We start from the raw sequence: 17,187 nt of genomic DNA, 5'->3' as shown, positions 1-17,187 counted from the left end.
GGTCGGAAACCCGCCGGGGCATATCCGGCGGGCATACAGCGCCAGCGCCGGGTCAGCTCAGCGCGTCACGGCTGTGTTGGCCATCGACCAGGCGTTGCAGGCCTAGCGGGTTGGCGTTTTTAAGGGCATCGGGCAGCAGCGCGTCCGGGTAGTCCTGGTAGCACACCGGGCGCAAGAAGCGGTCGATGGCCAGTGTGCCGACCGAGGTACCACGGGCATCGGAGGTGGCCGGGTACGGCCCACCATGCACCATCGCATCGCATACCTCGACGCCGGTCGGGTAGCCATTGACCAACAGGCGCCCGGCCTTGCGCTGCAGCAGGGGCACCAGCGTGGCAAAGCGCTGGAAGTCTTCCGGCTCGGCAATCAGGGTGGCGGTCAGTTGCCCATGCAGGGCTTGCAGGGCGCGGTGCAATTCGGCCTGGTCGGCCACTTCGACCACCACCGTGGCTGGGCCGAAAACCTCCTCCTGCAGCAGCTCGTCGCCGTTGAGCAGCAGGCTCACATCGGCCTGGAACAACTGTGCCTGGGCTTGCTCGCCTACCTGCCCGGTACCGGCCAGATGGCGCACGCCCGGGTGTTGCTGCAGGCGCTGCACGCCGCGGGCATAGCTGCTTAAGGTGCCCGCATTGAGCATGGTCTGGGCGGGCTGGTCCGCCAGTTGCGCAGCCAGTGCCGCGACGAAGGCGCTGAACGCCTCACCGGCGATACCAATGACCAGCCCGGGGTTGGTGCAGAACTGCCCGCAGCCCAGCACCACCGAAGCGGCCAGTTCCTTGGCCACTTGCTCGCCGCGGGCCTGCAACGCCGCTGGCAATACCAGCACCGGGTTGATGCTGCTCATCTCGGCAAACACCGGGATCGGCTGAGGGCGCGCCGCAGCCAGGTCGCACAGGGCACGGCCGCCCTTGAGCGAACCGGTAAAGCCCACAGCCTGGATGGCCGGGTGGCGTACCAGCGCTTCACCGACACCGGCACCGTAGATCATGTTGAACACGCCAGCGGGCATGCCGGTGGCTACCGCCGCACGCTCGATGGCCTCGGCCACCTGCTCGGCCGTGGCCATATGGCCGCTGTGTGCCTTGACCACCACCGGGCAACCGGCAGCCAGCGCTGCGGCGGTGTCACCGCCGGCAGTGGAGAACGCGAGCGGGAAGTTGCTGGCGCCGAACACGGCCACCGGGCCCAGGCCGGTACGGTACTGGCGCAAGTCGGGGCGTGGCAGCGGCTGGCGTTGTGGCTGCGCGCGGTCGATGCGCGCCCCCAGGTAATCGCCACGGCGCAGCACCTTGGCGAACAGGCGCATCTGGTTGCTGGTTCGGCTACGCTCGCCCTGGATACGCCCAGCCGGCAACGCCGTCTCGCGGCACACGGTGGCGACGAAGCTATCGTCCAGCGCGTCCAGCTGATCGGCAATGGCATCCAGAAACTGCGCACGGCGCTCTGGCGCCATGGCGTTGTATTCGGCAAAAGCCGCTTCGGCGGCCTGGGCGGCTGCGGCCACCTCCTCAGGGGTGGCCTGGATGAAGGCCACAGGCAATGCTTCGCCGGTGCGCGCATCGACGCTTTGCAGGCGCACACTGCCAGCAGCGCTGCGCTGCCCGCCAATGAAGTTGCTTCCAGACATGATTGACTCCTGTAACAGATAAAGAGGATGCCTTGACTGGCTGGCATCAAGCTCAAAGGCTTTTCACTACCCCAGGGCGAACCTGCCCAGGCGCTGCGGCAATGCCATTGCGCAACGGCTGGCCAAAGGCGTCGAGGCTGACCTCGAAGGTATCGCCCGGGCGAGCCTGAACGCCGTCAGCAAACGACAGCGTGGCGGTGCCGAAATAGTGCACATGGATATCGCCAGCACGCAGGAACTGGTCGTACTTGAAGTGATGAAACTCAAGGTTTTCGAAGCTGTGGCACATGTTCTGCTCGCCCGACAGAAACGGCTTGCTCCACAGCACCTGCCCATCGCGCAGGATGCGGCTGGTGCCTTCCAGGTGCGCCGGCAATGCCCCCAGGCGCAGCTCCGGACCGAAGCTGCAGGCGCGCAGCTTGGAATGCGCCAGGTACAGGTAGTTGCGCCGCTCCATCACATGGTCGGAGAACTCGTTGCCCAGGGCGTAGCCCAGGCGGTATGGCGTGCCATCGGTGCCGATCAGGTACAGCCCGACCAGTTCCGGCTCTTCGCCGGCATCTTCGGCGAAAGCCGGTAGCGGCAAATCGGCGCCGGGGCGCACGACGATGCCGCCGTCGCCTTTGTAGAACCACTCCGGTTGCGCACCCTCCTCGCCCGCCGGCGGCCGACCGCCCTCCAGGCCCCACTGGAACATGCGCATGCTGTCGGTCACGGCACCCTCAGCCTGCTGCTGGTGCATCTTGTCGCGGGTGGCGGCACTGCCCAGGTGGGTCAACCCTGTACCGGTCACCAGGCAGTGGGCCGGGTCCGGGTGGTCCAGCGGTGGCAATACACGGCCTTCGCTCAGCAAGGCCAGATAGTCATGGCGCTCGCCCAGCCCGGCGGCCTGCACCTCGCCGGCCAGGTCACGGCCAGCGGCAATGGCCTGCAGGGCCAGCTCACGGGTACTGCTGGCGCCACGTACTTCAAGGGCGTACTCGCCTTCCACCACGCCCACGCGGCGCTCGCCGCCAGCGGTTTCGAATTGGATCAGTCGCATGCTTGTGCTCGCTTGTCGGTTGCAAAGATTAGCGGGAGGCTTGCGCCGCCCGCGTGGAAGCCAGGCGCTGGCGGCGCTCCAGGCGGTTGTAGACAACGCCGGTGAGCAGCACCCCGCACAGCATCACCAGCGCCAGGAAATACAGGCCGGACGACAGTTGCCCGGTGTGCTCCTTGAGCGCGCCGATGCCGAACGGGCCCAGGTAGCCGCCGAGGTTGCCGATCGAGTTGATCAAGGCGATGCCCGCAGCAGCGCTGGCACCGGAGAAGAACCGCCCCGGCAACGTCCAGAAGATGGCTGTACAGGAGAACAGCGCAAACGCCACAAGGCAGAGCGCGGCCAACTGCAGCACCGGCACCGTCAGCCAGGCGCTGAAGAACAGGCCGATGGCCCCCAGTGCGTACAGCAGGCCCAGATGGCCATAGCGATCATTCAGGCGGTCGGAGCTACGCGGCACGATCAACAGGCCGATGATGCCGAACAGGTAGGGCACGGCCGAGACGAAACCGGTAACCAGGTCACTGCCGCCAAACTGATGGATCAGCGTCGGCAGCCACAGGCCCAGGCCGTAGATGCTCAGGGTCATCGGCAAGTAGAACAGCGCCAGCAACAGCACCCGGCCATCCTTCAGCGCATGCAGCGGGTTGCCATGACGGGTCTGGCCAAACTCGCGCAGGTCGTTGGCCAACTGCTCTTGCAGCCAGTTGCGTTGCTCGTCGCTGAGCCAGCGCACCTTGGCTGGGCCGTCCGGCAGCAGCCGCAGGGTTGGCCAGGCCAGCAGCACCGCCGGGGTACCGATACAGATGAACAGCCACTGCCAACCATGCAGGCCGTAGCTGCCCTCCAGCCCCAGCAGCGCGCCGGAAAGCGGCCCGGTGATCAGCATGGCCAACGGCTGCGAAAGAATGAAGAAACCAAGGATCTTGCCGCGATGGCGCACCGGGTACCACTGGGTGATGTAGTACAGCACGCCGGGGAAGAAGCCCGCCTCGGCGGCCCCCAGCAAAAAGCGCATCACATAGAAGCCATTTGGCCCCGTGACAAACGCCATGCCGACGGTGATCGCGCCCCAGGTCAGCAGAATGCGGGCAAACCAGCGACGTGCGCCAAAGCGGTCGAGCAACAGGTTGCTCGGCACCTCGAAAAGGAAATAACCGATGAAGAACAGCCCGGCGCCAAGGCCATATGCCGCGTCACCCAGGCCGATGTCGGCGCCCATGTGCAGCTTGGCAAAGCCTACCGCCGAACGATCGACATAGGCCACCAGGTAAAGCAGAACCAGAAAAGGGATGAGTTTCAGTGTGATCAGGCGGACAAGCCGCTGCTCCTGGATCATGGCGATGTCTCCAATTGTTCTTGTAATGGGCACAGCACCTGGCCGGGGCTTTTTGGCAGACCGCTAACCTGGCGAATCGATCATATAGTATTACCATTTAAAACAACAACCCTTCACAGATGCCTTTTTAGCCGGTAGAGTCAGCCACATAACGACAAATAGTAATACTAATTAGGTGTCCCGCTCATGTCAGATAACAAACGCCCCCTGCGCTCCGCCCAATGGTTTGGTACCGCCGACAAGAACGGCTTCATGTACCGCAGCTGGATGAAGAACCAAGGCATTCCAGACCACGAATTCCAAGGCAAGCCGATCATCGGCATCTGCAACACCTGGTCGGAGCTGACCCCGTGCAACGCCCACTTCCGCAAAATTGCCGAGCATGTGAAAAAAGGCGTGCTGGAGGCTGGCGGCTTCCCGGTGGAGTTCCCGGTGTTTTCCAGCGGCGAGTCCAACCTGCGCCCCACCGCCATGCTCACCCGCAACCTGGCGAGCATGGACGTGGAGGAAGCCATACGTGGCAACCCGGTGGACGCCGTGGTGCTGCTGACCGGCTGCGACAAAACCACCCCGGCGCTGCTGATGGGTGCCGCCAGCTGCGACGTACCGGCGATCGTGGTTACCGGCGGGCCGATGCTCAACGGCAAGCACAAAGGCAAGGACATTGGCGCCGGCACCATCGTCTGGCAGATGCACGAGGCCTATAAAGCCGGCCAGATCGACCTCAACGAGTTCCTCTCGGCCGAGGCTGGCATGTCGCGCTCGGCGGGCACCTGCAACACCATGGGCACCGCCTCGACCATGGCCTGCATGGCCGAAGCGCTGGGCACCTCGCTGCCACACAACGCCGCCATCCCGGCTGTGGATGCCCGCCGCTATGTACTCGCCCACCTGTCGGGCATGCGCATTGTCGACATGGTGCGCGAAGACCTGCGCCTGTCGAAAGTCCTTACCCGCGAAGCCTTCGAGAATGCCATCCGCGTCAACGCCGCCATCGGTGGTTCGACCAACGCCGTGATCCACCTCAAGGCGATTGCCGGGCGCATTGGCGTAGACCTGCAACTGGAAGACTGGACCCGCGTCGGCCGCGGCACACCGACCTTGGTCGACTTGCAGCCTTCGGGCCGCTTCCTGATGGAGGAGTTCTATTACGCCGGCGGCCTGCCCGCAGTGATCCGCCGCCTGGGTGAACATGGCCTGCTGCCCAACCCCAACGCGCTGACCGCCAACGGCAAGAGCCTGTGGGACAACTGCCAGGCCGCGCCGCTGTATGACGAAGAAGTCATCCGCCCGCTCGACAAACCGCTGGTGGCCGATGGTGGCATCTGTATCTTGCGCGGCAACCTGGCGCCCAAGGGCGCGGTGCTCAAACCCTCAGCGGCAACCCCTGCGCTGATGCAGCATCGCGGGCGTGCTGTGGTGTTCGAAAACTTCGAAGATTACAAGGCACGCATCAACGACCCTGAGCTGGAGGTGGACGCCAATTCGGTGCTGGTGATGAAGTACTGCGGGCCCAAGGGCTACCCAGGCATGGCCGAGGTGGGCAACATGGGCCTGCCTGCCAAGCTGCTGGCCCAGGGTGTGACTGACATGGTGCGCATCTCCGACGCCCGCATGAGCGGCACCGCCTACGGCACCGTGGTGCTGCACGTGGCGCCCGAAGCCGCTGCGGGCGGGCCATTGGCAGCGGTACGTGAAGGCGACTGGATCGAGCTGGATTGCAAGGAAGGCCGGCTGCACCTGGACATTGGCGCCGAGGAACTGGCCGGCCGCCTGGCCGACCTGCAAGCCCCGCCACAGTTGATCACTGGCGGTTACGCCAAGCTGTACCTGGACCATGTGATGCAGGCGGATGAAGGGTGCGATTTCGACTTTCTGGTGGGCTGCCGGGGGGCAGCGGTGCCCAAGCATTCGCACTAACCAGCTCGCAACACCGCTCCTACAAGCACGGTACCTGTAGGAGCGGGTTCACCCGCGAACACGGGCGAAGCCCGTGCCACCCAGCCCCCCTGCCCCGAACAAACCCAACCCGCTCAAACCTGCCTCACAGACCTCCCCTCACCCACTAATGCTATGATGCCTGCCCCGCTCGAAGGACCACCCGCGCCCCCATGAACTACCGCCAGCCCACCACGCGCAAAAGCATGCACGCCACCCTGGTCCAGGACCTTGGCCTGCAAATCGTTTCCGGCCAACTCGCACCCGGGCAAAAGCTGCCCTCCGAGGCCAGCCTGTGCGAAAGCTACGCGATCAGCCGGCCGGTGTTCCGTGAAGCGATGCGCGCGCTTACCGCCAAGGGCCTGGTCCAGGCCCGCCCTCGGGTAGGCACCTTGGTCAGGCCCCGCCATGACTGGCACATGCTCGACCCCGACGTGCTGCACTGGCTGATGCAGGCCACCCCGCAAAAGGACTTCTTCAACACCTTGTCCAGCGTACGCTGGGTCATCGAGCCCGCCGCCGCCGCGCTGGCCGCCACCAACGCCACCAGCGAAGATGTCGCATCGATCGGCGAAGCCTACCAGCGCATGGAAGCCGCGCGCACTCATGAAGAGCGCCTGCAACCCGACCTGGACTTCCACGCCCGCATCGCCGATGCCACCCATAACGACCTGCTCGCCTACCTGTGCAACATGCTGTCGATGGCCCTGCGTGAATCGGTGCGCTATTCGAACCAGCGGCCGAACTTCGACCAGCTGGCCCTGCCCCGGCACAAGGCGATTCTCACTGCTATTCAGAACGGCGACGCGCTCGGGGCGCGACATGCATCGCTGGTGCAGCTGGAAGATGCACGCGTGGCGTTGAGCAAGGTGTTGGGGCAAGACCCGACAAGCTGAAGCAAAGCCACTGCTTGCAGACCCCCAGGCTAAGCGTCGCGCCTGCAAATTGGTTATCCTGCCCAACAGCCCAGCCCCAGCGGCCGCCTAAAACAATAAGTCATGCCTTGCCCTCAGGGAGTACCGCATGGAATTCTGGCCACTACGCCCCTCCACGACCGACTTTCGCCTACCCATCGAGCAAACCGCCACCCTGCTCGCCCGCACAAGCGAAAGCCGCGGCAAGCTGTTGGCCGCCGACATGCTGAAACTGGTCAGCGCCCAGGTCCCGTTGGCCCAGTGCACCATTTTCGCCTATAGCCCCAACCGCAGCCCGCAGATCATTTCATTCGCCGACCGCGCGCGAATGATCGAGCTACCCAGAATCTCCAGCAACTATGCCGAACGCTTCTACAGCATGGACGGCAACCAGCAAGCGATGACTGCGCGCCAGGCCCTGCCCACAGCCGAGCGCATCATGGTGCAACGCCAAGGCATCGAAGACATCGCCCACCGCGATTACCGTCGCATCTGCTACGAGCTGCCGCAAATTTCCGAACGCGTTGCCCTGCTCACGCACTGCGAAGGCAACCGCTGGCTATCGGTAAACTTCTACCGGGGCCGGGAGCACGGCCGTTTTGCCCCCCACGAAATAAATGTCATCGAAACAGCCGCCCCGCTGATCGTACAAGTCTCGCGCCTGCATTAACGCGCCTATCTCGAAGCCAATGAGATGCCGGCACTGCTCAGTGAACGGGTTGTCAGCCTGTACCCGGAACTGACCCGGCGTGACCAGGAGCTGCTGCAACTGATGCTGGCCGGTTGTGAGGTAGAGGTCATCAGCGCGAGCATGGGCATTCAGCTGTCCAGTGCGGCCACGTATATCAAGCGGCTGTACCGCAAACTGGGTATTTCTGGGCAGCGTGAGTTGTTGGCGCTGGCTACCCAGCGCAAGTGGCCTGGCCAGGTGCATTAACGCTAGCCAGCGGCCTTGCAGGCACGCGGCTGAACACCTGATGAAGCTGGCAAGGCAGCCCCGCTTCGGCCACAATCGGTCGCTTGGTACACGCTGGAAAGCACTGCATGCTCACTACCCTCGCCATCGGCAACTACCGCTCGATCAACCACTTGGTACTGCCGCTGGGCCAACTCAACCTGGTGACCGGTGCCAACGGCAGCGGCAAATCCAACCTGTACAAGGCCCTGCGCCTGCTGGCCGAAACCGCCCAGGGCGGCGTGATCGAAGCCCTCGCCCGTGAAGGCGGGCTGGATTCGACCTGGTGGGCCGGCCCGGCAACCAGCGCACGGATGAAGCGCGGCGAAGTGCCCATCCAAGGCCAGCACCCTAGCGAGGCCAGGCGCCTGCGCCTGGGCTTTGCTACCGAGGACTACGGTTTTGCCATCTCCCTCGGCCTGCCGATTCCCCTGCCGTATCCGACCGCGTTCATGCTCGACCCTGAGATAAAGTGCGAAGCCATCTGGGGCGCTGGTGCCTATCGGCCCGCTTCCTTGCTGGTCGAGCGCAAGAACGCCATGGTGCGGGCCCGCGAGGGCAATGGCTGGGCAGTGCTGGATCAGCATGCTGACAGCGGTGAGAGCTTCTTCAACATCGTCGGCCGACCCCGCCAGGCGCCGGAGATTGGTGAGCTGCGCGCCTTCATCAACAGCTGGCGGTTCTACGACCACTTTCGCATCGACCGCGATGCGCCTTGTCGACAGCCACAGCTGGGTACCCGGTCGCCGGTGCTGCATCACGACGGCCGCAACCTCGCTTCGGCGTTGCAGACCATTATCGAGATAGGTGATGTCGAAGACCTGGTAGCGGCGCTGGACGACGCGTTTCCCGGCAGCCGCCTGGCGATTGATGCACCGCCGGGCGGGCTGTTCAGCGTGCGGCTACACCAGCATGGGCTGCTGCGCCCGTTAGGGGGTGCTGAATTGTCCGATGGCACCTTGAGGTACCTGTTGCTGATGGCAGCGCTGCTGACACCCCGCCCGCCGTCACTGATGGTGCTGAACGAACCGGAAACCAGCCTGCATGCCGACCTGCTACCTGCGCTGGCCCGCCTGATCATCCGCGCCTCGCAACGTAGCCAGGTGTGGGTGGTGTCGCACAGCAAGCCGCTGATCGACGCATTGACCGCGTGCGACGGGTGCAATGTGCTGGAGCTTGAGAAGCACCACGGGCAAACGCAGTTGCGAGGGGTCGGTTTGCTGGACGAGCCACTGTGGCGATGGGTTGACTGACCACGGCTGCCCAAGCCTCAAGCCCCAAATGCCAAGCCATGCACCGCACCTGTAGGAGCTGGCTTGCCTGCGATGGGCCGCAAAGCGGCCCCATTGGCCATAGCTGTCCGACCTCAGGCCCGGCCCCACCCCGGCCCACTTCGGAGATACCCTTAAGGCCTCATCAGCGGCTCAATCCCGATCCATTTCTTCACAGGGTGATAACAGAGCCTCAACGGCGGAATCTGCACCTTGCGGCCCTGCACATCCAGTGTCCCCAGATGAATCGTCCATTTGGAGTACGCATCAAACTTGTCCGTCTGGAAAATCACATACGCCGAGCCATAGCGCGTGTTGTTGGTCATCCTGGGAATCATCCGGTGCACTTCATCGCTGTTGATGTCGTACGGCGAAGGCCGGGCGGTCTTCTCATTCACCAACGGAAAGTCGTACGTCTCGTTGACGCCAACGTACACCCCGGACCGTGCATTCAGCCGCGAACCGTCTTCAAAGGTGATGTAAGCCTGGCGGCTGTCGTACAGCACCGGTATCGGCGGCTCGCCACGCCTGGAATCAGTCGACGGGCGCTGACGGTCTTTGTTGTAGGCGACCAGTTGCACATAAAATTCCTGCCGCAAGTACTTCTCGCCCGGGTACTGCACGTACAGGGCTTGCTCGTAGGCCTTTTCGCCCCATAGAGCGGCGTGGTCGTAGAGGTAGGTTTCCAGGTAGAGCGTGGTCTCACCCTGCGGCCCTGGCACCTTGAACTGGAACTCGGATTCGCAGAGGTCCGCGTACGCGGCGCGTTCGCGTTTCCAAGGGACGCAGGCGGTCAACGAGGCTACTGCCAGCATTACCATGAGAAAGGTGGTCCGTTTCAAGTTATTCATGACCTGCCCTGGTCGAGATGAGAGTGGATCAGTTTCGAGGGCCGAATGGCGGAAGTCCATGCTGCCCCTTTGCCAGTATCGCGCTACAGACAGCAGACCGAGCAGCCGCTGTGGATGTGACCACAAAGCCGCAAACGGATTTGCTAAGATCGCGTCATTTCCGCGGGGTGAACTCCATCCTCACCCAAGCCATTTGTAGCCTGCTGGAAGACCCGATGAACAAATTGATCCTGCCTTTCGCCATCTTCGTTAGCGTCCTCCTCACTGGGAAAATCGCCGAGCATTACGGCCTGGAGGGCAGCTGGAAAATCGGCCTGCTGTGCCTCGTGGCAGCTGCCGTCCAGATCGCTGTTACCCGTTTTCAGCGCTACCAGCGGCAGAAAGCCCAGCTGTAAAGCGCGCGAGCCCCGCGCTAACCTCGCGGGTTGATCACGTTCTGGGGACTTTTCTTTCACCCAATTTTCACAGTGGCTTAGGCAGTATCAAGCTATCCCTACGTGATAGTACTTAGCCCGCCTCGGCGGGCTTTCTTTTGCCCGCATGTTTCCTGTCGACGTCTTGAGGAACAGCAGCGGGTCGAAAAATCAGAAATAACCCCTTCCTTGTAGGCCGTTTCCCAAAGATACTCCTCGCGCCTGTTTTTCGTTGCACATGGAAATAGTCAGCCCTAGTCTCGACCTGTCGCTACCCATTGGCGGCACGGTTTTGACAGACCGTGGTTCACTGAGAGCATGTGCAATGCCAGTTTATGGCAGCTGCGCGTGGGGCACCTTCGTGTGCGCCGGGATTCTCAGTGCCCCCGGTCTGTCAACCCACAAACAGCTGCCACCCTTCCGTTTGACAGCGGTTTTGCGGCAGCCCTTAAGGCACTGAGAGGGTTTATGCTGAAAATAGTCCCAGATCCACCCCACCACGTTCTTTCCCTGGAAGACACCTTGATCCAAGCCACGGATTACGCACTATGTGCGGAGACGGTCGTGCATCAAGCCATGCTACTGCAGCCCAAGTCGCCAGCGTCGATTCTGATGATGACCTCAATGCATGAACTAGAAACGCTGCGAGCTTTGCTTGAATCCGCAATAGCTCAGGTGCAGATGCTCACTGAGCCTGGGACTTCGCATTGAAGCCTAATTGACGTGTCGCCCAGGCACCCAAACGCCTGCAAGCCGAGCCTCCACATGGATCTGAGCCATGTCGCAGATCGTGAAGCCTATGCAGCACTTGTGGGAGCTGGCTTGCCGGCGAGAGGCCAGCACAGGCACTAGAGATTTCGGGGAGATTGACCAATGTCCACAGAAGAAACCAAATTCACCGTCGGCAAAACCACCTTCTATCAAGGTGAAAACCAGACCCATCCGCTGTTTCGCATCGAAGCCGGGATCCCTTGCCAGAGTGCGCGGGAACAGGCATCGGAGCTGATGGGCTACGCTCGGGATATGACGCTGGATGGCTTGATGGAAGACAAGCCACAGCTGATCTGGGCCTCCCACTATCTCTGCGCTTTGGCCAAGGCGCTGATGGATGATGCCGAACTGGGTATGATGCGCTGAACCGCTCTTGCCTCAACGGATGTCTTCGAGACCAAATTCAAACCCGGTCTCGGAGGCAGTCCGACTATACGGCCTGCTTTAGCCATACCAGATCCTGCTCCATCGCTTACGACATCAAAGAGGAAACGCAAAGGCACCGATAGGCTGAAAAAAACCTTTCGCGTTTTGTACAAGTCCGTCGCGTGCCTATCGATTCAAGCCAGCGTACGCTCAGGACGTTACAGAGACGCGCTGACCCATCGCCCGCGTAACAGCCCTATCAACTCAGCTACGCTCAGAGTCATGTCTCGCTTGCGATGAACTACCGCATGACAGTTGGCGCACAGCGTCACTAAATCTGTCTCAGGGTTCACGACCTGCTCCCCTCCCAATTTCGAAATCGGTACTACGTGGTGAACGTGAATAAGGCCCTTCGCGTACTCACCGTAAGCCAGTTCGAAATCAAAGCCACATGCCTTGCAATCAAGCCCGTGAAAGGCAATGGCCTTCATCCTCAGATCTTTCCTGCGCTCATAGCGGGTTCCGAAGTAATTTGTCTGGCTGCCCTCACTGAACGATTCAAAGATGTATGCATCATCTTCGGCGCTCGACACGACCGCTTCAGCCTGCGAAGGTAGGAGCTTCGCATGGCTTAAGATTGCATCGTAATCGGCCTGGGAGATGGGCCGAACCCCGTCACGCCAATAGTTCTTAACGCGAGTAGCAGGAATAGTCTCTAGGTACATCCCGTCGATTTTTGCTGCGATAGCGTCTTCAAAGGGCGTGAAATTTTCGACGAACGCAAAAAGATCACCCTTATCACTCTTTGGGTCCGCATAGACCTTACCGATGCGTGCCTTGCCGAAATAATGCGGCGCAGCGCTGAGTCGCGCGGAAGCAAAGGCTTGGTCCTTAATACGCCCTTTGTAGTAGATCACTTCAGTTCCAGGAGCAAGCCAGGCCTTGTAGCGTTTGGGGAAGTGATAGACAGCGCCTGTCTGGTCTTCCCATTGCGATGTGTCGTTTTCAACAATGACGAAGGGCATTACATTTCCTCTCGGGTGGTTGCAAAAGCCTACCAAAAAAGAGGAAATTTCCCACATGTAGTGAGGATTGACTTAACCGCTAAGAGTTGTGGAATTCGTTATGCCCTAGATCTCAGAAATCTTTCTTGGTTAGTCGGGGCACTCAGCGGATGCCGCAACTCCCTCAAGCCCGCACTCACCTCGAAAATCAAGTTAACGGACCACAGAGGAGCAGCACCAGACCGGGCTACAGGCCACTGGCTCATGCGCGACGTGCCTCATAGCGGAAGGGAGATAGAAAACTTCTTCAGGAAGGAACGGACACAAAAAAGCCCAGTCGTGTCCGACTGGGCTTTTTCGTTTCAATAATGGTCGGGACGGAGTGATTCGAACACTCGACCCCTTGCACCCCATGCAAGTGCGCTACCGGGCTGCGCTACGCCCCGACTGGGCTTGAAGCATGTTCTCAATCTTGCCGAGAACGTTGAAGAATGTACCCTAACCCTCTGATAAATGGAAGCTTTTTCTCAAAAAAATTTCCACTCATCAGAAAAAGCCCAGCTCACTTCTTCAAAACCACCAGCACATCCTCCAACTCAACAATCATCTGCCGAATCAGCTGCTTGTACTGGCTGGATTCATCCTTAGCCTCATCACTGGAAAGCCTCAATCGAGCCCCGCCAATGGTGAACCCCTGGTCATAAAGCAGCGCACGAATCTGGCGGATCATCAGCACATCCTGCCGCTGGTAATACCGCCGGTTCCCCCGCCGCTTCACAGGGTTAAGCTGGTCGAACTCCTGCTCCCAATACCGCAGCACATGCGGCTTTACCGCACAAAGCTCACTCACTTCACCAATGGTGAAGTAGCGTTTGCCCGGTATGGGGGGCAGTTCGTCGTTATGGCTTGGTTCCAGCATAGGCCTCAACCCGGGCCTTCAACTTCTGCCCTGGACGAAAGGTGACGACGCGCCGTGCAGTGATCGGGATCTCTTCCCCTGTCTTGGGGTTGCGGCCCGGCCGCTGGCGTTTGTCGCGAAGGTCGAAGTTGCCGAAACCGGACAGCTTCACCTGCTCGTTCTCTTCAAGTGCGTGCCGAATTTCTTCGAAAAACAGCTCGACCAGCTCCTTGGCCTCACGCTTGTTAAGCCCCAGCTCCTCGTACAGCCTTTCGGCCATCTCAGCTTTCGTCAGAGCACCCATGCCGTTATTTCCTTAACGTGGTGTTCAACCTTTGTTCAAGCGAGGTGAGGATGTTTTGCAGGGTAGTGTTCACCTCATCGTCGTTAAGAGTGCGCGATGGATGCTGCCAGGTCAAGCCAACGGCAAGGCTTTTTCTATCAGGATCAATGCCTTTACCTTGGTAGACATCAAACAGCCTGAGGTCTGTGAGCCATTCGCCTGCATTGTCACGAATTAATTCAAGCACCGCGCTAGAAGCTACATCACGTCCTGCAATCAAAGCCAGGTCACGACGGGTTTCCGGGAACTTGGACAGCTCGCTGAATTTCGGCAGGCGGCCTTCGACCACGTCGCCCAGCACCAGCTCGAACAGGAACACCGGGCGGTCCAGGCCCAGGGCTTTGGCCAGCTCTGGGTGGATGGCGCCAAGGTAGCCAACCAGTTTGCCGTCACGCTCGATGGCGGCAGTCTGGCCTGGGTGCAGGGCTGGGTGTTTGCCGGCGCTGAAGGTGAAGTCGCTCAGGGCGCCGGAGTAGCCCAGCAGGGCTTCGACGTCGGCTTTTACGTCGAAGAAGTCGACGCCGTCGCGGCCGTTGGCCCAGCCTTCTGGCAGGCGGCTACCGGTGATGACGCCGGCGATCATAGGCTGTTGCTGCAGGTCACCCAGTTGGCCGACAAAGCGCAGGCCGCTTTCGAACAGGCGCACGCGGTCTTGCTGGCGGTTCAGGTTGTGCTGCAGTGCCTTGACCAGGCCCGGCCACAGGGACGCACGCATGGCGGCCATGTCGCTGGAGATGGGGTTGGCCAGCAGCAGCGGCTCTACGCCCGGGCTGAACAGTTCGAACAGTTTCGGGTCGATGAAGCTGTAGGTGATGGCTTCCTGGTAGCCGCGGGCAACCAGCAGGCGGCGCAGGGTTGGCAGGTCACCGCGGGTTTCCGGCTTGCCCTGTGGGGCCAGGCGGGCTTGCGGGTAGCGAACCGGCAGGTTGTTGTAGCCGTACAGGCGGGCCAGCTCTTCGATCAGGTCCACTTCCAGGCTGATGTCGAAGCGGTGGCTTGGGACGTTGACGGTCCACTGCGCTACACCTTCAGAGCCGCCACTCTTGGTGGTGGTCAGCTCCAGGGCGTTGAGCAGTTGCTCGACCTGGGCTGGGTCCATTTCCATGCCGAGCATCTGGGTGATGCGTTCAGCGCGCAGGGTGACCGGGGCCACTTGCGGCAGGTGCTGTTCGCTGACAGCTTCGACCACCGGGCCGGCTTCGCCGCCGACGATGTCCAGCAGCAGCTGGGTGGCGCGCTCGATGGCTTCGCGGGCCAGCTGCGAGTCGACGCCGCGCTCGTAGCGGTGCGAGGCATCGGTGTGCAAGCCGTAGGAGCGGGCTTTACCGGCGACGGAAATCGGCTCGAAGAAGGCGCTTTCCAGGAACAGGTCGCGGGTTTTTTCGGTGTTCACACCGCTGTGCTCGCCACCCATGACGCCGGCGATGGCCAGGGCGCGGGTGTGGTCGGCGATGACCAGGGTGTCGGCACGCAGGGCAACTTCCTGGCCGTCGAGCAAGACGAGCTTTTCGCCCTCTTCGGCCATGCGTACGCGGATGCCGCCGTTGATTTCTGCCAGGTCAAAGGCGTGCATCGGCTGGCCGAGTTCGAGCATCACGTAGTTGGTGATGTCGACGGCGGCGTCGATGCTGCGCACGTCGCTGCGGCGCAGGCGTTCGACCATCCACAGTGGGGTCGGCTTGCTGAGGTCGACGTTACGGATAACGCGGCCCAGGTAGCGTGGGCAGGCCGCCGGGGCGCTGACTTCGACCGGGCGCACTTCGTCGTGGGCAGGCGCTACGGCAGGCACCACCGGGCGGGTGACCGGGGTGTCGTACAGGGCGCTGACGTCACGGGCCAGGCCGGCGATGGACAGGCAGTCACCACGGTTCGGCGTGAGGCCGATTTCGATGCTGGCGTCGTCCAGGCTCAGGTAGGTGCGAATGTTTTCGCCAACCGGGGCATCAGCCGCCAGTTCCAGCAGGCCGTCGTTCTCTTCGCTGATTTCCAGCTCGGCCGCCGAGCACAGCATGCCGAAGGACTCGACGCCGCGCAGCTTGGCCTTTTTGATCTTGAAGTCGCCAGACAGCTCGGCACCGATCATGGCGAACGGGATCTTGATGCCTGGGCGGGCGTTAGGCGCGCCGCACACGACCTGGAAGGTTTCCTGGCCGTTGGTCACCTGGCACACGCGCAGCTTGTCGGCGTCCGGGTGCTGTTCGGTGGCGAGGATTTCGCCTACGACAATGCCGCTGAACTGGCCAGCAGCAGGGGTAACGCTGTCGACTTCGAGGCCGGCCATGGACAGGCGGGCGACCAGTTCGTCACGGGAGACTTGCGGGTTTACCCAACCGCGCAGCCACTGTTCACTGAATTTCATGCTGTTCTCCTAGAATGTGCGTCGATTGGGCCTAGCGGAATTGGGCAAGGAACCGCAGGTCGTTGTCGAAGAACAGACGCAAATCGTTGACGCCATAGCGCAGCATGGCCAGGCGCTCGGCGCCCATGCCGAAGGCGAAGCCCTGGAACTCTTCAGGGTCGATGCCGGACATGCGCAGCACGCTCGGGTGCACCATGCCGCAGCCCATCACTTCCAGCCAGCCGGTTTGCTTGCACACGCGGCAGCCGTTGCCGGAACACATCACGCACTGGATGTCGACTTCGGCGGACGGCTCGGTGAAGGGGAAGAACGATGGGCGGAAACGCACCGCCAGTTCTTTTTCGAAGAACACCCGCAGGAATTCTTCGATGGTGCCCTTGAGGTCGGCGAAGTTGATATCGCGATCAATCAGCAGGCCTTCGACCTGGTGGAACATCGGCGAGTGGGTGATATCCGAGTCGCAGCGGTATACGCGGCCCGGGCACACAATGCGGATGGGCGGCTGGGTGGACTCCATGGTCCGCACCTGCACCGGCGAGGTGTGGGTACGCAGCAGCATGTTGGCATTGAAGTAGAAGGTGTCGTGCATCGCCCGGGCCGGGTGGTGGCCGGGGATGTTGAGCGCTTCGAAGTTGTGGTAGTCGTCTTCGACCTCTGGGCCTTCGGCAATGCCGTAGCCGATGTGGGTGAAGAACTGCTCGATGCGCTCGAGTGTACGGGTGATCGGGTGCAAGCCACCGGTGGCCTGGCCGCGGCCTGGCAGGGTGACATCAATGCATTCGGCAGCCAGGCGAGCGCTGAGCTCGGCTTCTTCAAAGGCGGCCTTGCGAGCATTGAGCACAACGGTGACGCGCTCTTTGGCATCGTTGATCAGCGCGCCGACTTTCGGCCGCTCTTCGGCTGGCAGGTTGCCCAGGGTCTTCATCACCTGGGTCAGCTCGCCCTTCTTGCCGAGATAATTAACCCGGATCTGTTCCAGGGCATTGATGTCTTCAGCGCGCTCCACGGCCTCTAGGGCTTGGGAGACCAGCGCATCCAGGTTTTCCATGTACAGACTCCAGATACGAAAATAGGGGAAGAGCTTTGAAGGCTCTTCCCC

The 17,187-nt window shown here is 61.7% G+C and carries 17 protein-coding genes and 1 tRNA gene; 8 read left to right on the top strand and 10 right to left on the bottom strand.

Annotated elements, in window-relative coordinates; genetic code table 11:
* Positions 1–52 precede the first annotated feature (52 nt).
* Genes SB756_RS02880 through SB756_RS02870 form a run of 3 tightly spaced genes read right to left on the bottom strand, consistent with a single transcriptional unit; the run spans position 53 to position 4,005 of the window.
* Positions 53–1,627 (bottom strand): aldehyde dehydrogenase (NADP(+)), encoded by a 1,575-nt coding sequence (locus SB756_RS02880; RefSeq protein ID WP_410910125.1) that lies wholly within the window; start codon positions 1,625–1,627, stop codon positions 53–55.
* A gap of 52 nt (positions 1,628–1,679) precedes the next feature.
* The gene (araD1, locus tag SB756_RS02875; protein ID WP_341796062.1) at positions 1,680–2,669 is read right to left on the bottom strand and encodes an AraD1 family protein; all 990 of its coding nucleotides are present in this window, start codon (positions 2,667–2,669) and stop codon (positions 1,680–1,682) included.
* Between the two features lie 28 nt (positions 2,670–2,697).
* Positions 2,698–4,005 carry an MFS transporter gene (locus SB756_RS02870; protein ID WP_061203957.1) on the bottom strand — a complete coding sequence of 436 codons (1,308 nt, stop codon included), beginning with the start codon at positions 4,003–4,005 and terminating at the stop codon, positions 2,698–2,700.
* Positions 4,006–4,191: 186 nt separating this feature from the next.
* On the opposite strand from SB756_RS02870, the gene SB756_RS02865 reads away from it, so the two are divergent.
* The 5 genes from SB756_RS02865 (at position 4,192) to SB756_RS02845 (ending at position 9,065) form a co-directional block, all read left to right on the top strand.
* Entirely contained in the window at positions 4,192–5,925 is a 1,734-nt protein-coding gene (locus SB756_RS02865) for an IlvD/Edd family dehydratase (RefSeq protein ID WP_341796063.1), read from the top strand.
* A gap of 191 nt (positions 5,926–6,116) precedes the next feature.
* Positions 6,117–6,839, top strand: a complete 723-nt coding sequence (locus tag SB756_RS02860; protein WP_061203959.1) for a FadR/GntR family transcriptional regulator — start codon at positions 6,117–6,119, stop codon at positions 6,837–6,839.
* Between the two features lie 127 nt (positions 6,840–6,966).
* Complete coding sequence (locus SB756_RS02855) at positions 6,967–7,527, top strand: hypothetical protein (RefSeq protein ID WP_410910124.1); 561 nt, start codon at positions 6,967–6,969, stop codon at positions 7,525–7,527.
* Between the two features lie 24 nt (positions 7,528–7,551).
* The gene (locus tag SB756_RS02850; protein WP_410910123.1) at positions 7,552–7,794 is read left to right on the top strand and encodes a LuxR C-terminal-related transcriptional regulator; all 243 of its coding nucleotides are present in this window, start codon (positions 7,552–7,554) and stop codon (positions 7,792–7,794) included.
* A gap of 107 nt (positions 7,795–7,901) precedes the next feature.
* Positions 7,902–9,065, top strand: coding sequence for an AAA family ATPase (locus SB756_RS02845; RefSeq protein ID WP_229608786.1), 1,164 nt, complete (start codon positions 7,902–7,904; stop codon positions 9,063–9,065).
* Positions 9,066–9,217: 152 nt separating this feature from the next.
* Here the strand turns inward: SB756_RS02845 and SB756_RS02840 are convergent, their stop codons facing one another.
* Positions 9,218–9,934 carry a hypothetical protein gene (locus tag SB756_RS02840; RefSeq protein ID WP_410910122.1) on the bottom strand — a complete coding sequence of 239 codons (717 nt, stop codon included), beginning with the start codon at positions 9,932–9,934 and terminating at the stop codon, positions 9,218–9,220.
* A 215-nt stretch (positions 9,935–10,149) separates the two neighbouring features.
* Here SB756_RS02840 and SB756_RS02835 point away from each other — a divergent pair, with 215 nt between their 5' ends.
* The 3 genes from SB756_RS02835 to SB756_RS02825 all read left to right on the top strand — a co-directional run bounded on the left by SB756_RS02835 (position 10,150) and on the right by SB756_RS02825 (position 11,484).
* Positions 10,150–10,329, top strand: a complete 180-nt coding sequence (locus SB756_RS02835; protein WP_019471428.1) for a hypothetical protein — start codon at positions 10,150–10,152, stop codon at positions 10,327–10,329.
* 486 nt (positions 10,330–10,815) lie between these two features.
* Positions 10,816–11,058: a hypothetical protein gene (locus SB756_RS02830; RefSeq protein ID WP_410910121.1), complete on the top strand. Its 243-nt coding sequence runs from the start codon at positions 10,816–10,818 to the stop codon at positions 11,056–11,058.
* A gap of 162 nt (positions 11,059–11,220) precedes the next feature.
* Entirely contained in the window at positions 11,221–11,484 is a 264-nt protein-coding gene (locus SB756_RS02825; RefSeq protein WP_003250694.1) for a DUF3077 domain-containing protein, read from the top strand.
* Positions 11,485–11,702: 218 nt separating this feature from the next.
* Here the strand turns inward: SB756_RS02825 and SB756_RS02820 are convergent, their stop codons facing one another.
* From SB756_RS02820 to pheS, 6 genes are all read right to left on the bottom strand, one after another.
* Entirely contained in the window at positions 11,703–12,509 is an 807-nt protein-coding gene (locus SB756_RS02820; RefSeq protein WP_410910120.1) for an HNH endonuclease, read from the bottom strand.
* Between the two features lie 348 nt (positions 12,510–12,857).
* Positions 12,858–12,934 (bottom strand) — tRNA-Pro (locus SB756_RS02815).
* A gap of 116 nt (positions 12,935–13,050) precedes the next feature.
* Entirely contained in the window at positions 13,051–13,407 is a 357-nt protein-coding gene (locus tag SB756_RS02810) for a MerR family transcriptional regulator (protein WP_003250681.1), read from the bottom strand.
* Positions 13,388–13,690, bottom strand: coding sequence for an integration host factor subunit alpha (gene ihfA / locus SB756_RS02805; RefSeq protein WP_003250679.1), 303 nt, complete (start codon positions 13,688–13,690; stop codon positions 13,388–13,390). The genes SB756_RS02810 and ihfA overlap by 20 nt, the downstream gene beginning before the upstream one ends.
* Positions 13,691–13,694: 4 nt before the next feature.
* Entirely contained in the window at positions 13,695–16,088 is a 2,394-nt protein-coding gene (pheT, locus tag SB756_RS02800) for a phenylalanine--tRNA ligase subunit beta (RefSeq protein WP_341796081.1), read from the bottom strand.
* A gap of 31 nt (positions 16,089–16,119) precedes the next feature.
* The gene (gene pheS / locus SB756_RS02795; RefSeq protein ID WP_016487883.1) at positions 16,120–17,136 is read right to left on the bottom strand and encodes a phenylalanine--tRNA ligase subunit alpha; all 1,017 of its coding nucleotides are present in this window, start codon (positions 17,134–17,136) and stop codon (positions 16,120–16,122) included.
* Positions 17,137–17,187 lie beyond the last annotated feature (51 nt).

This window comes from Pseudomonas sp. SIMBA_068, assembly GCF_046534705.1.
GTDB classification, from domain to species: Bacteria; Pseudomonadota; Gammaproteobacteria; order Pseudomonadales; family Pseudomonadaceae; genus Aquipseudomonas; species Aquipseudomonas putida.
This window is presented reverse-complemented; position numbering and strand designations above follow the sequence as displayed.

Bases quoted from the DNA above. Each gene is read 5' to 3' on its own strand.
- SB756_RS02880 (WP_410910125.1), bottom strand. From the start codon at position 1,627: ATGTCTGGAAGCAACTTCATTGGCGGGCAGCGCAGCGCTGCTGGCAGT.
- araD1 (WP_341796062.1), bottom strand. From the start codon at position 2,669: ATGCGACTGATCCAATTCGAAACCGCTGGCGGCGAGCGCCGCGTGGGC.
- SB756_RS02870 (WP_061203957.1), bottom strand. From the start codon at position 4,005: ATGATCCAGGAGCAGCGGCTTGTCCGCCTGATCACACTGAAACTCATC.
- SB756_RS02865 (WP_341796063.1), top strand. From the start codon at position 4,192: ATGTCAGATAACAAACGCCCCCTGCGCTCCGCCCAATGGTTTGGTACC.
- SB756_RS02860 (WP_061203959.1), top strand. From the start codon at position 6,117: ATGAACTACCGCCAGCCCACCACGCGCAAAAGCATGCACGCCACCCTG.
- SB756_RS02855 (WP_410910124.1), top strand. From the start codon at position 6,967: ATGGAATTCTGGCCACTACGCCCCTCCACGACCGACTTTCGCCTACCC.
- SB756_RS02850 (WP_410910123.1), top strand. From the start codon at position 7,552: ATGCCGGCACTGCTCAGTGAACGGGTTGTCAGCCTGTACCCGGAACTG.
- SB756_RS02845 (WP_229608786.1), top strand. From the start codon at position 7,902: ATGCTCACTACCCTCGCCATCGGCAACTACCGCTCGATCAACCACTTG.
- SB756_RS02840 (WP_410910122.1), bottom strand. From the start codon at position 9,934: ATGAATAACTTGAAACGGACCACCTTTCTCATGGTAATGCTGGCAGTA.
- SB756_RS02835 (WP_019471428.1), top strand. From the start codon at position 10,150: ATGAACAAATTGATCCTGCCTTTCGCCATCTTCGTTAGCGTCCTCCTC.
- SB756_RS02830 (WP_410910121.1), top strand. From the start codon at position 10,816: ATGCTGAAAATAGTCCCAGATCCACCCCACCACGTTCTTTCCCTGGAA.
- SB756_RS02825 (WP_003250694.1), top strand. From the start codon at position 11,221: ATGTCCACAGAAGAAACCAAATTCACCGTCGGCAAAACCACCTTCTAT.
- SB756_RS02820 (WP_410910120.1), bottom strand. From the start codon at position 12,509: ATGCCCTTCGTCATTGTTGAAAACGACACATCGCAATGGGAAGACCAG.
- SB756_RS02810 (WP_003250681.1), bottom strand. From the start codon at position 13,407: ATGCTGGAACCAAGCCATAACGACGAACTGCCCCCCATACCGGGCAAA.
- ihfA (WP_003250679.1), bottom strand. From the start codon at position 13,690: ATGGGTGCTCTGACGAAAGCTGAGATGGCCGAAAGGCTGTACGAGGAG.
- pheT (WP_341796081.1), bottom strand. From the start codon at position 16,088: ATGAAATTCAGTGAACAGTGGCTGCGCGGTTGGGTAAACCCGCAAGTC.
- pheS (WP_016487883.1), bottom strand. From the start codon at position 17,136: ATGGAAAACCTGGATGCGCTGGTCTCCCAAGCCCTAGAGGCCGTGGAG.